This window comes from Vibrio sp. R10-SF1-ISO8, assembly GCF_059833805.1.
The window spans coordinates 124,598-138,142 of sequence record NZ_JCBDHL010000012.1 but is presented as its reverse complement, the minus strand read 5'-3'; the positions used below and the strand labels follow the sequence as shown (position 1 = coordinate 138,142).

11 protein-coding genes are annotated in these 13,545 nt (G+C 45.4%); 3 read left to right on the top strand and 8 right to left on the bottom strand.

Annotation, left to right across the window (positions count from 1 at the left end; all coding sequences use genetic code 11):
- Nucleotides 1–9 precede the first annotated feature (9 nt).
- A complete protein-coding gene (gene viaA / locus AC6R00_RS09945; protein WP_500640290.1) occupies nt 10–1,455 on the top strand; it encodes an ATPase RavA stimulator ViaA in 1,446 nt (481 codons plus the stop codon).
- 49 nt (nt 1,456–1,504) lie between these two features.
- On the opposite strand, the gene emrD is transcribed toward viaA, so the two are convergent.
- The 3 genes from emrD to AC6R00_RS09930 all read right to left on the bottom strand — a co-directional run bounded on the left by emrD (nt 1,505) and on the right by AC6R00_RS09930 (nt 4,246).
- Nucleotides 1,505–2,710, bottom strand: a complete 1,206-nt coding sequence (gene emrD, locus AC6R00_RS09940; RefSeq protein WP_500640289.1) for a multidrug efflux MFS transporter EmrD — start codon at nt 2,708–2,710, stop codon at nt 1,505–1,507.
- Between the two features lie 210 nt (nt 2,711–2,920).
- Nucleotides 2,921–3,229, bottom strand: a complete 309-nt coding sequence (locus AC6R00_RS09935) for a cysteine-rich CWC family protein (protein WP_500640288.1) — start codon at nt 3,227–3,229, stop codon at nt 2,921–2,923.
- Nucleotides 3,230–3,310: 81 nt separating this feature from the next.
- Complete coding sequence (locus AC6R00_RS09930) at nt 3,311–4,246, bottom strand: DMT family transporter (RefSeq protein WP_500640405.1); 936 nt, start codon at nt 4,244–4,246, stop codon at nt 3,311–3,313.
- A 145-nt stretch (nt 4,247–4,391) separates the two neighbouring features.
- Between AC6R00_RS09930 and AC6R00_RS09925 the strand changes: the two genes are divergently transcribed.
- Nucleotides 4,392–4,853 (top strand): Lrp/AsnC family transcriptional regulator, encoded by a 462-nt coding sequence (locus tag AC6R00_RS09925; RefSeq protein WP_069668246.1) that lies wholly within the window; start codon nt 4,392–4,394, stop codon nt 4,851–4,853.
- On the opposite strand, the gene AC6R00_RS09920 is transcribed toward AC6R00_RS09925, so the two are convergent.
- Both AC6R00_RS09920 and AC6R00_RS09915 read right to left on the bottom strand, forming a co-directional pair.
- A complete protein-coding gene (locus AC6R00_RS09920; protein ID WP_500640287.1) occupies nt 4,840–5,898 on the bottom strand; it encodes a GGDEF domain-containing protein in 1,059 nt (352 codons plus the stop codon). The two genes, AC6R00_RS09925 and AC6R00_RS09920, sit on opposite strands and share 14 nt — an antisense overlap.
- Before the next feature lie 88 nt (nt 5,899–5,986).
- Nucleotides 5,987–6,463, bottom strand: a complete 477-nt coding sequence (locus AC6R00_RS09915) for a MarR family winged helix-turn-helix transcriptional regulator (RefSeq protein WP_500640286.1) — start codon at nt 6,461–6,463, stop codon at nt 5,987–5,989.
- 378 nt (nt 6,464–6,841) lie between these two features.
- Between AC6R00_RS09915 and AC6R00_RS09910 the strand changes: the two genes are divergently transcribed.
- On the top strand, nt 6,842–8,413 hold the full coding sequence (locus AC6R00_RS09910; RefSeq protein WP_500640285.1) for a BCCT family transporter: 1,572 nt from the start codon (nt 6,842–6,844) through the stop codon (nt 8,411–8,413).
- Between the two features lie 65 nt (nt 8,414–8,478).
- Here the strand turns inward: AC6R00_RS09910 and AC6R00_RS09905 are convergent, their stop codons facing one another.
- The 3 genes from AC6R00_RS09905 to AC6R00_RS09895 all read right to left on the bottom strand — a co-directional run bounded on the left by AC6R00_RS09905 (nt 8,479) and on the right by AC6R00_RS09895 (nt 13,233).
- A complete protein-coding gene (locus AC6R00_RS09905; RefSeq protein WP_500640284.1) occupies nt 8,479–9,198 on the bottom strand; it encodes a 3'-5' exonuclease in 720 nt (239 codons plus the stop codon).
- A gap of 7 nt (nt 9,199–9,205) precedes the next feature.
- Nucleotides 9,206–11,095, bottom strand: a complete 1,890-nt coding sequence (locus AC6R00_RS09900; protein WP_500640283.1) for a DUF294 nucleotidyltransferase-like domain-containing protein — start codon at nt 11,093–11,095, stop codon at nt 9,206–9,208.
- A gap of 158 nt (nt 11,096–11,253) precedes the next feature.
- On the bottom strand, nt 11,254–13,233 hold the full coding sequence (locus tag AC6R00_RS09895; RefSeq protein WP_500640282.1) for a starch-binding protein: 1,980 nt from the start codon (nt 13,231–13,233) through the stop codon (nt 11,254–11,256).
- Nucleotides 13,234–13,545 lie beyond the last annotated feature (312 nt).

Genomic DNA, 13,545 nt, shown 5'->3' with positions numbered 1-13,545 from the left:
GGAGCCAGTATGTTAGGAGCAGACGGTTTAAACTTAGCGCTAGCCATTGCTGAATCAGGAATCATTGACACAGCGGTGAATGACCTAATGGCTCGCTCGCAAGTAATGGCTATGGCAGAAAATCGCGGTGTGAAAACCTCGGTGAAGAACCATCTGCTTAAATGGCGGGGCAGTGTGAAAAAGCGCATCACCAAGGTGTGTGAAACGGAACGTTTTCAGCAAGAGCTCGCCCTCTATCAAGAAGTGATTCACTGGGATGAAGCGCGATTTTTTGAAGAAATTCCTGAAGTCCTGAAAAAACTAGAGTGGCATTCTGCTTTTTACTTACAAGCTCGTCGATTGCTTGAAAAGAACAAAGGGCTGAGTAACCCAATGTTCCCACATTACTTCTGCGATCAATGGTATCAAAGCCTTTCTGATGCGATTCGACAAGCGCAGGTATCAGAGCTTGAAGCTAACAAAGAAAAGCTTCTTAAAGATCTCTATCAACGCATGGAAACGATGAAAAGCATGGATAGAGTCACGGAAGAAGGTGACGAAGGCAGTGTTGGCCGCCTTTGGGATATGGCATCAGCCAAGTTGAGTCAATCTGATCTTACGGTTATGAAGCGCCATGCTGAGTTCTTAAAGAAAAACAAAGGGCTACAAGAGATCAGTGAAAAACTTGGTCGCATGGCGAGTCAAGTGAACGATCCTGATCTTAATCGTGCCCCTGTTGAAGAGCCGCAAATGGTGGAAGAGAAGGCCGATGAAGCGACCGACGATATTGTCGGTATTCATGAAAGCGATGATCTGAACAAGCTACTTCCAAACGAAACCATGTTTTTGGCATACCCTGAACTTGAGGTAGTGTTCTATAAACACCTCGTCGATAAGCGGTTAATGAACTATCGCATGCAGGGTAAGTCGAGAACTTTACGTAAGGTTCGTGCTCAGCAGCCAGATAACAAAGACGCTGAGGTTGAAAAGGGACCTTTCATTATTTGTGTCGATGCCTCTGGCTCTATGACGGGGTTTCCAGAGCAGTGTGCCAAGGCGATGGCTTACGCGCTAATGCAGATTGCTTTGGCCGAAGACCGTGACTGTTACGTGATGCTATTCTCCACTGAACAGATTACTTATGAACTGACTAAGCAAGACGGATTGCGCGAAGCGAGTGACTTCTTAAGCTATAACTTCCACGGTGGTACGGACATTGCGCCGGTTATTATGAAGTCAATTGACTTGATGTGCGGTGATAAATACAAGAATGCCGATTTAGTGGTGATTTCTGACTTTATTGCACCTAAGCAGTCAGATGAGATGATCGCCAAAGTAGATGAGCTAAAAGCGCGTAAGAACCGTTTTCATGCCATTAGCTTGTCTAAGTATGGTAACCCAGAGTTGATGGCCATGTTTGACCATAGCTGGGCATATCATCCCAACTTAGTTGGGCGACTAATGAAGAAATGGTAAATGTGAGATACAAAAAAGGAGCTCGTTGAGCTCCTTTTTTGTACTTAGCTTAAATCGCCAATGGCATCTCGTTGGAAGGATCTTTTTTTCGATAAACGCGAATTAAGCCAATTAATGCTAATACCGACATCACTAACATCAGTACCCCAAGTGGCATTTGATCAGGCGCTGGAATTAATGATGCTCCTAGCGTCGCTAAACCTGCGCCTAGGTTTTGCATTCCTCCTAATACCGCGCCACCTGTGCCAGCGTGGTAAGGCAGTGGAGACAGTGCGCCTGTCGTTGCCGCAGGAAACAAAATACCAGCACCTAAGAAGTAAACGGTCGCACCGCCAATTAAGCTTAGCGCATTAGTATGTCCAAGCAAACCAGGCAGCAAGATCACCAATGACCCTAACATGATCGCCACTAGTCCTACCGTAAGAGCGCTTTTCTCGTTTCGTTTACTGGCAATATAGCTTGATAGCGCAGCACCTACTAAATACCCAGGAATTGGCAGTACAAATAGTAGGCTCACAGTGGTTGCCGGGAGTTGTAAAACCCCGCCAAGTAGAACACCCGCAGCTGCTTCAAAAATCGCAATACCAGAGAAGGTTGCTACCAAGCAGATCAAATAGCCTTGGAAGCGACGATCTGACAAAACATAACGATAACTGCTAGTGACTTTTTCGTAGCGACGTTTTTCACGCGGCAATGTTTCCACAAAGCTGGTCATCATAGTAATGACAACGGCAATACCAAACAGAGCCAAAAACAAGTAGCTAGAGCGCCAGCCAAACGCTTCGGTTAGGTAGCCGCCAAGTACTGGTGCAATCAATGGTGAGAAAATCACACACATGCTGATTAGGCTGTTTACTTTGTGCAGCTCTGCGCCTTCAAATAGATCGCGAGTCAATGTACGTGACATAGCACCACCACACCCAATGCCAAGACCTTGGATAAAGCTACCGGCTAGAAACCAGTCATAGCTATGAGCGAACAAAGCAACGATGGTGCCGACAATATAAATCAGCAAGCCAACAACAATGATCGGCTTACGTCCAAGTCTGTCTGAGAGAGGCCCATAGATAAACTGCGAGAATCCGTAAGGGATCAAGTAGCACGCCATCACTGCTTGCAGCGCGGCAGGCGTCACCAAAAACTCACTCGCCATATGGCCAATGGAAGGCACATACATGGTTTGAGTCATTTGACCAACAGCAGTCAAAATTGCGATCAGGAAGGTTAACTTAATCACTTGAGAAGACGCAGACATTTCTACAACACCTAAATTCAAAGCGCAAAAAACACTAACTTTGAGCAAACAAAGCTAATCATTTAATTAAACAAAGGGAACTTTCAGGCGCGAGATATTAGAATGACTTGGCGAGTCTGGCAATTGAAAAGTGTGATCTTAAGCAAGATAAAAATTTTGATTATGGATTAGAAAAACTTATCCAAATTCATATGCTATCAAAGCTGCCTTTTATGCAGTCGGCAGCTTAGATAAACACTTGCGGCATAAGCAAGTATCGGTTTTTGGCAGATCTGACGTGTCGCGTTTTTCAATATCAAAACACCAGCAAGTTGACTTACCTTGGCTGATATCACATTGAGCAGGCTGATGGCATGAGGGGCAGTTATGCGTGGAAGTTTTACCGCTCAGGTTTGCCATCACTTGATCGCGCTCTTGATCAGAAAGATGGCGCCAGTTAACAATCTCATCCACCGTGCGATGACATCCACTACAGATCCCTTCGTTATTTTTACAGGCAGCGATACAAGGTGTTTTCAATGTCTGATTCCACTATAGCTAGGTAAGTGCAGAACTATACCGAGTTAAGACCACAACATCAAAAATAACCACTTAGTTGGATTACTTAACACCCGACTTAAATGATGGCGGTTGATACTGCAGCGATGTGTCTTTTTTCATCAGTATGTTGCTCGCAATTAAACTCCCTACACAAATAAGACTCAGCGCTAGCCAGCTTAATGGCGAAGGGTGCTCATTGAAAACAGGAATCGCAAGCAGAGTTGCAACCGCTGGGGTTGCTGCGCCAAATGCGGCGGTGCGCTCAGCCCCTAAGACTGATATAGCATGAAGGTAAGTAAAAGCAGCGATTAAACCTGCCCCAACGCCTTGCAGCATGATGTGCCCACCTAGCTCTCTCCATGGCCACGCCATAGGACTGTGCTGATAGAGATAGCTGTCGAGTACACCTGCAAAAACAAGACCGCAGAGGGCTAACATGGACATCAGAGAGATTAGTCCAGAGGCCGCTAACGGATTTAGGTTCGAGACACGGGCACAAATAGTGAAGGTGGCCCACATTGCGCTGCCGATAAGAAACAGCATCTGACCTTGCAGTAAATCTGAATGAGAATTGCCAACACTTTGCATCAGAAAGGTGACGATACCACCAATCACAAGCGCTAATCCAAAAAGTCGGTGAGTACTGAGTGGCTGCTTAAAAAGCAATACTGCTATTCCAGACACAAAAAGCGGGAGTGTGCCGGGGATAAGGGCACTGCCATCAGAAACTGGAGCGAATTTCATTCCCGTACCAGCGATCAGGAGGTAAGGTAAGCCGCTACCTATAAACATACCGAGAAGATAGCGTTTAGGTACCGCTAGGATCGCCTCTCTGGCTTTGTAAACGAGGGGGGTCAACACGACACAGGGAATGATAAAGCGCGTGAGCGCGATATCTGCTGTGAGCAGTTCTGAGTGCGCTCCACTTCTCAGTGAAAGAAAGAAACCAGACCAAAGTAATAGCGTGGCAATCATTGCCAAATGTCCAGAAAGCATATCCATACGTGACCAAAATTTAACTTGTGAACATTATGAGACGTATCTTGAGGTGAAATCTGGCAATATTCATTACAATATGAAGTTAGATTGGCTGAATCAGTCAATATAAGTGGTTAGTATGCTAGAAAAAGGCGCATAAGTTATGGATCGAATTGATAAGCACATTTTACGTTTGCTTCAACAAGATGCTCGTCAGTCTACGGCAGATATCGCAGATAAGGTCGGTTTGTCCGCTTCACCTTGCGCGCGAAGAATTAAGCGTCTTGAAGAGTCTGGAATCATCGCTAATTATCGTGCAAGCCTGAATAAAGACCTTATTGGTGTGGGCATGACAGTGTTTGTAGAGGTCAGCTTAAACAATCACCAAGCGTCGAGTATTGATGACTTTGAGCAAGCAGTTCAAGAAATGGACGAGGTGATTAGCTGCCATGTCGTTTCTGGAGCTTATGACTACCTTTTAGAAGTGGTAAGTCATGATTTAGCAGGATATGAGTCTTTCACTCGTAAGTTGCAGCGTTTAGAAAACGTCAAAGACATACACACCCATTTGGCCATTCGCCAAGTCAAAGGGGGGAGTGAGCTGCCAATTTTTAGCGGAGGTTAGCGCGCCCAGATATTTCAATTTCACGTTGTTCAAATTGCGCCGACATGGAGGGCGTATAGTATGACACCTTGTCGCGCCCTAGACGTTTTGACTCGTATAACGCTAAGTCTGCACGTTTCATCCATTCACGAATTTCTGTAAAAGGTTCGGATTCAGCGACGCCTACGCTGATGGTTATCCCTGTAGAGTTAGCATGAACAGTATGCCTGATTTCTTTGGCGATATAGTTCATGATCTCTTCGGTAAGAAGCCGATCTTTTCCATGAAAAATAAGAAGAAATTCATCCCCGCCTAAACGAAACAGCTTATCCGACGGCCCCATATAGCGATTGAAGGTTTTAACAATCACCATTAGCACTCGGTCTCCTACGTCATGGCCATAGCGGTCATTGATGTACTTAAATCGATCGACGTCCACGATGGCTATGGTGGAAGTGGAGTAGTGCTCAACCGCGTCTTGAAGGGAGCTGTTTAGTTCATGACGATTAAATGCGCCAGTCATAGGGTCACGGACGAGTAAGTTATGCATGTCAGCCTGTAGTTTACGTACGGCTCCAACAACCACGTGAACCAAGATCGCCGTGACAATCAAAGAGATGACGTAACGAGCGGTAATCCCATGGTCAACATGGAGTGTCGCTGCGTAGCCTGAAGCAATAATGATAATTGCGTTGGAAATGATGGCTTCACGTTTTGGCAGAAGAAAAATGATACCGATAACGACTGGGTAAAGCCAATACGTCCCCAGTGTACCGAAAATAGCAACGGTTAAGATCGCGGATATGATGAGTAGAGAAAGCGGTAGGTAATAACTAAAAAACGTCTGCTTATTGTAAACAATGGCAGTGACTTCGAGTAACAGAGAAATTTCAAAGGCGAGCAGTACAATACCTAGCATCAACTCGCCAATCATAATGTTCTTAATGCCGAGTGGTACGAACACGAGTAGCGTTATAGTGGCGATAACCTTTAGCAACTGTTTTTGTTGCGTTAAGTCGAGTATCGCCTCGTCATGTTGCTTATGTAATGTATCACTCTTACCCATTACATCCTCTTTGACTGCTAGTTAGAGTTTATTATTGTTGTTCAATAAACGTATGCTCAAAGCAGGATGAAAGCAAATTTCTGGGTGGTTATTCAGGTTTAGTAATGCTACCCAATTCGAGGACAGGAGCCACGTCAATATCTTCCGCATTCATCATTGAAGAGATACGTTGAACCGAAGAGAGCAGAAGCGATTGCTCCCATTCTTCTAAACGCTGGAATTTGGTAATAAAGCTTTGCTGTAGTGGGGTTGGGGCTTCTAGCAATAGAGCTTGCCCTTTTTCAGTTAAGTACGCATGAACTTTACGCTTATCTTTGACACTACGCACTCGCTGTACAAGCCCATTGCGTTCTAAGCGATCGAGAATGGTTGTCGCCGTCGCTTGACTCATGTTGGTGTGGTCCGAAAGTTGGCGAATGGTTACTTCACCTAGCTCTTTAATCGAACGCATTAGGATAAGTTGAGGGCCAGTAAGACCAGACTCTTTACTGAGTTTTTTTGAGTGTAAATCGATCGCTCGAATGATTTGGCGGATCGAGATCAGAACTTCTTCGTGCTTTTCCAATGCGTTTCCTTGGTTGGTCGAGAGTTGATGGAAAAAAGTAGGCGAAAAATACCTGAAAAAATCGACGAAAAAAAGTCTCAATTATCACAATTTTTCACACTGTTTTTGCCCTCTCTTGTTTATGGTTTAGTGTACTTATTTAGTACTCAAACAGTATTGAATTTTGAGTGTAACTCAAATTGATTAATATCCAATCGTTCAGGTCACCATTTTCCTAAATTGTGGCGAAAAAACAGCTTATTACTGGCACAAAACGACAAGAAGCGTACAATATTGGGAGCTGTATCAGATTGCATTGTTACAAAAATCAATTTTAACTCTAATGATTTAAGAGTGATTTGCTGATACACATTAAGGATCAGATGCTAGAGAGGAATGATGACTAAAGGCATAGATAAGTACAGTATCGACAGTACCGACTATACAATCGGTCAAGATAATGTACAGAAATGGGGATTCGATGTGCACAATCCAGTATTTGGCTGGAGTGCAGGTTTGATTGCAGTATTTTTGATTGCAGTTCTGGTTATGGATGCAGAGTCTGCTAAAGCGACTCTGGATGGAATTAAGTGGCAGATTATAGGTAGCTTTGACTGGTTGTTTATCTGGTCGGGGAACATCTTCGTTATCTTCTGCTTAGCTTTGATAGTTTCACCTCTAGGTAAGATTCGCCTAGGTGGTACTGACGCTACAGCTGACTACTCTTACCTTTCTTGGCTTTCAATGCTGTTTGCTGCAGGTATGGGCATTGGCCTAATGTTCTGGAGTGTCGCAGAGCCAGTAGCCTATTTTACTGGTTGGTATGAAACGCCACTTGGTGTCGAAGCAAATACGCCTGAAGCGGCTAAATTAGCGCTAGGTGCGACAATGTACCACTGGGGGCTGCACCCATGGGCAATTTACGGTGTAGTGGCATTATCGCTCGCTTTCTTTGCTTACAACAAAGGGTTACCACTTTCTATTCGCTCAATCTTTTATCCAATTCTGGGCGATCGCGCTTGGGGTTGGGCAGGTCATATTGTTGATATTCTTGCTGTACTGGCAACTTTGTTTGGTTTGGCGACATCGCTGGGTTTAGGCGCTCAACAGGCGGCAAGTGGTATTCATCATGTGTTCGGTATTGAGTCTGGTCTAGGGCTACAAATTGTCGTTATCACAGTAGTGACCATGCTTGCTGTCGTTTCGGTACTTCGTGGTATTGATGGTGGCGTAAAGGTTATCAGTAACATCAACATGATTGTTGCTTTCCTACTGCTGATTTTGGTTGCACTGATTGGCTACGCAATGGTTGTCGGTAATATTGGTACGACACTAATGGCTTACTTGGAAAACTTAGTACCATTAAGTAACCCTCACGGCCGTGAAGATGAAGCTTGGTTCCAAGGCTGGACTGTATTCTACTGGGCTTGGTGGATTTCTTGGTCGCCATTTGTTGGTATGTTTATCGCACGTGTTTCTAAAGGGCGTACAGTCCGTGAATTCATCACGGCAGTATTGCTAGTACCAACAGCAGTGACATTACTTTGGATGTCGACATTCGGCGGTATGGCAATTGACCAAGTGATTAACGGTGTTGGTGAACTAGGTTCAGAAGGCCTTACCGATGTATCACTGGCTATGTTCCAAATGTTCGATGTACTTCCGTTTGGTTCGATCCTATCTATCATTGCTGTGATTCTTGTTCTGGTGTTCTTTATTACCTCATCGGATTCTGGATCCTTGGTAATCGATAGTATTACCGCTGGTGGTAAGGTGGATGCGCCTGTGATTCAACGTGTTTTCTGGGCATTCATGGAAGGTGCGATTGCAGTAGCTCTGCTATGGATTGGTGGCTCAGAGGCGGTTCAAGCGCTTCAAGCAGGTGCTATTTCAACAGCGTTGCCATTTACCTTTGTATTGCTATTGATGTGTATCAGCTTGCTAATGGGTATGCGTACCGAGAAGCGATAAGCGCATTTATCATATTAAAACGAAAAAGGGACGAATATCGTCCCTTTTTTAATGTGTGTGCCGTCCTAAATCCATAGTTGACTGATAGGCATATTCCTATCGTAGTGATGGGCAATTTGTGCTTGCAGAAGTTCAGCTGTCGCCACCGCATCAGTCAATGCATGGTGTGGCGTGTAGAGCGGTAACCCATACCGAGAGCGACTTGCTCCTAGTCTTACTGATTCAGGCTTTTTACCTCTTATCTTGTTTAAAATCCCACCGCTGGCTTTTTGCTGTAGTTGGGTTTCAATGTGCATCGTGTCGACAACAGGAAACTCGATTCCCTCTCGAATTCGTGCATTGAGCGCCTTGTCGAAGAACTCTCTCTCGATTCGCTGGTAATGAACCACCATTACCTTTCCTGCCATCTGAGCGAGTATCTCTTCATAAACGCCAATCAGATCTGGGGCGTCCAGCACATCGCTGTGGGTAATGCCGTGAATGACCACCGACTCTTCGGCTAACTGCTTGCGAGGTTTGACAGTCCAGTGCTGTGCCTGATTGATAAAAATGCGATTGAGGTTAAAAGGCACCGTACCTATGGTAATGATGTCATCTTGATCGGAATCAAGCCCCGTTGTTTCGAAGTCCATAGCAAGAAACGTGACTTCTTCGAGTGGGGTCGAAGGGGCGGGCACTCCTGCTTGATAGTATTGCTTTAAAGCCTGGTTCTGCGCGACCTCTAACTTACGGCTGAACTTAGTTTGCCAGTCAATAGAGGGAGGAGACATAATCTTATTCAGCATAGCCACCTCACTTAAAGTTGTTGCTGGCTTGGTAACGGAACTTCAAGAAGTTTTGCGCGTTACTTAGGATCTGGAATGCGTCTTTTAAATTGCGTCTCTCAAAATCTGACAGGTTTTCCGGCTCAATGTTGTTATCAGGATCAATCTTGTTTTCAACGTCTAGAGCTTGGTGGCGAATTCGAACCATAGAAATAAATTCGAGTGCATCACTTAAGTCTCGAGCTTTACCTTTAGGTAGAATGCCTGCCTCGTGAATATCATCTAATCGCTCAAAAGAGTTCTTAGAGCGAGAGCCAACGGCGAGCGCATGCACACGAATCAAATCTGCGAGTGGCGCAGTTCCGCGACGTTTAAGATTGATGGAGTTCTTATGCTGACCATCTTTCTCCATCACGAAGTCTTTGAAGAAGCCGAGAGGTGGAGTGCGGTTCATAGCATTGCGGGCTAAGCAGGCGAGGAAGCGATTGTTCTTACGTGCACGGCGCACAATAAACCCATTGAGGTGCTCGGCCCATTTTAATCGACCATAAACACCGTCGAGGTCAAAAAATATCGAGGCGTTAAGTAGGGCTTTAGGGTTTGGGTCATCAATCCAATCAGCAAAACACTCTTCCCATTCGGTACGAGTCATACGCCAATCCGGATTGGTTGCCATAATGTCGCCGGTACAGTAGGTGTAACCGCATTTATCTAAACCATCACAGACAATTTTAGCGAGCTGAGCAAAGTAACTATCGTGTTGTTCTTTTACAAAGGTGTTATCAAGAATGATGGCATTGTCTTGGTCGGTGACCAGCAGTTGTTCGTCTCGCCCCATCGAGCCTAGAGCAACAAAACAGTAGGGTACGGGAGGCTCACCAAGTTCTTCTTCTGCAAGTTCTATGATGCGTTGTTTGAAGCTTCGACCTATCACCGACATCGCACTACCCACCATATGTGAGTTGGCGTCTTCATTTACTAAACGTACAAAACTGTCTTTTACTTGCTCTGAAAGGGTAGAAAGCTCTTCGACGGACTGTTGCTGGAAAATGGTACTGACTAGCAGTAGAGAGTTCTGAGATTCGTAACGGACAATATCCGTAGCCTCGATGATGCCAATCGGCTGTTTGTCTTTGAGGACAGGAAGATGATGGACGTTGTAACGCAGCATCGTCAGCATGGCTTCGTATACATAAGCGTTATGGTCGAGCGAAATGACTTCTGTGGTCATAACGGTAGATACATCATCGCTTGGGTCTAAGCCTTGGGCGAGGACCCGGGTACATAGGTCACGGTCAGTGATGATACCAACCAGTGGGTTGTTATCATCTTCATCGTCTTGAGCCACGTCTGGGTCGATGATCAACAGTGAAGAGACATTTTCTTCCGCCATCTTAATCGCTGCATTCTGAATGGATTCAGATTTCGGAATCGTTGGCGCTTCGCTGGTGAGCAGAGTTCTTACTTTGGACGTTGTCAGGTCGTTTTGTTCACTACTATTAGAGACGGTTTGGCGCAAACGAGCGGTATCTTCCACTTCAACGAAGTCAGCGAAAGTCTCATGCTCGTCATAGAGTTCTTGGAAGACTGCCTCAGGAATACAGTAGAGCAGAGTATCTTTTATCGCTTTGGCAGGGAAACGCACTTTGTTGTTTGTGAGTAGACCCATTTGACCAAACAAGGAACCCTCATCAAGACGGTTATAGAGCTCGCCTTTGCGTCGATAAACTTCAACAACACCGCTTCGTACCATATAGAGATCGTGAATTTCATCGCCAAAGTGGATGATAGGCGTATCTTCACGGTAGTAAGAAATCTCAACGTGCTTGGTGACATAGTTGAGTACATTGTCTTCGAGTTCGTCAAAAGGTGGGTGTTGGGATAGGAAATTTTTGATTTCCAGTAACTCTGCTTCCATGAAAACATCCGGTCTGTTCGAGTAATGTTTCAATGGTACATGATCTTGGGATTAACTTCACTGGTGGTGCTACTTCAGCAAGGAGTTACATCGTTGATTGTTGGGGCAATTCGGAGGATAAGGCTTTCACCTCGTGTGAGATGAAAGCCTTTATTTGGTTAGTTTTGTTGTGTTACAGAGATTGCTTTGGTTTCACTGTCGAACGTAATTCGATAGGTCGCATAGTCACTGACCACATAGTCGGAACTAGGATAGGCTTCAGTCCAGCTGCCATTGTCAATCTTAAAGCGCGCTGGGTTCTCTTCTCCTGCAAACGACTGAACGGTGTAGTACTTCTTAGCTGAAGCATCGTAGCTTAGCTGAGTTAAGCCCCATTGGTTCGGCGTACCTCGGAAATACCATACTTCTTTACCTTCATTGCTGCACTGGCTAAGCGGAGCCCATACCCCCGATAGGTAACAGAGCGCACCTTGAGAAGCGTTAAGATCGTCTGTCTGGTTGGCACCATGATCGCTAAAGATAACTTGAGCGCTGCTGATCTTAGTGCCAAAGTTGTGGCAATAAACCCCATTCTTGAGCTGCATTTGAACACCAGGCCAAGTGGCATTATCGATGGTCGACTCGGCTGCTACATTCCAGTAGTAAAGCGTTGGAGCATTGAAGTTCTGCTGGTTATCAAAACAGATCTCTTGCTCGACTGCTGGTTCAGGATCTGGGTTGCAATCTGTACAGGCTTCACCCACTACCGCACCGATATGAATTGCGGCGGCGTGGTCGCCCGCCACCGAGAAATCGGCATAACCACCGCTGACGGTAATCGTTGTTGGGCCTTGAGCTCCCGCAGCCACCACACAGTCGCCAGTTTGCTCATCGTAGTTTGCTTCAATGATGTTGCAGTAGACATTGTCTGGCATACCTGTGTGCAAACGTTGAGAGAGTTCACTACCATAGCGTTTATTGATCACCACATAGCCTAGGCCACCTCGGCCGAAGGCAATTTGGTCGTTACCATTTTGCCACCAATCCGTGATTTTCCACTCTGCTGCGGTATGATTTCTAAACGCCACCATGTTGGCAATGCCGCGCCATTTGTGTTCACACACCCAGCTACCGCCATCAAAACTACATGCATCACCAGTGTGCACGCCATTGCTCGGTGGGCCTGCATCAAAGTCACCACCAAAGAAGTAACCCGACATGATTTTTGGATAACCATATGGGTAGGCGAGGGTAAAGATGTTTGCAAGATAGTAGCCATTGCCAGAGACGCCGTGCCAAATAGGACCATTTGGATTGTGTCTCTCTTCATCATGGTTAGTTACGAATGTCACGGCATCGCTACTGGATAGCTCGAGTTCATAGCCTATATTACGCAGGCTAGCAATGTCGCTATTTCTAAACGCCGGGCCGACACGTCGTGCGTAGTCAAACTCAGTAACATTGCCGATGTGTTTGTATTCTGAAGGTTTGACGGGCTCTGAATAAGCGCCAATCACTTCTTGGAATATATATGGGTTGCCCGTGAGCTTGCTCTTAATCGCTTCAATATCGCCAGCAGGAATGTGTTTAGCTGCATCAATTCTAAAGCCTGCAACACCCATGCTGGTCGCATCATTCATGTAATCAGCGATTTTCTGGCGAACATACTCAGACTCAGTTTTAAGATCATTGAGTCCAACTAGGTCACAGTTTTGTACTTGCCAACGGTTGCCGTAATCGATGTCGGAACTGGTACAGGTATGGAAATCGTTGCTTCCGTACGGGACTTCTGGAAACGAACGGTTCCATGCCGCCATATGGTTGATTACGGCATCAAGGTATATGTCGACACCTGCTGCTTTACAGCGCTGAACCATGCTTTGGAATTGGGCTCTATCACCACTTCTGCTCTCAAATGCGTAACTGACAGGTTGATAACGAGTCCACCATTGGTTGCCCGATATGGTTTTGTTTGGTGGTGAGATTTGCACTGCGGCAAAGCCTTTTGGACCAAGGAATGTCTCGCATTCCGTAGCAATATCTTCCCATCCCCATTCAAATAGGTGTACAAAAGCGGTTTTAGGGGTGGCAGCTTGCGCAACTGAACTGAAAGCAAGACCAGAGCTCACAGCGAGTGCAATTAACGTTGTTCTATTCATAGATCTCTCATTCAAAAAGTTAAACATACACTGTTGAACACGCTGCACTTTGTAATATGGCTACTCAGTCGGGGCTAGTACGCGCTCAGCTTGTTATCATGCAGATGCAAGGAACGTCAGACACAGAGGAATGTCACCTTATTCAACAGATTACGTATGTTCTCATAGTTGAGATTATCACTCTATTTTCATGGGCAATATGTTGAATAGCAGTCACTATTGGTGTGAATTATTCAAGATTTGTATAGATCTTGCTCACTTTATGTAGAACAAATTTGCGTGATTTGGAGGTTAACTTCAGCACTAAACAGG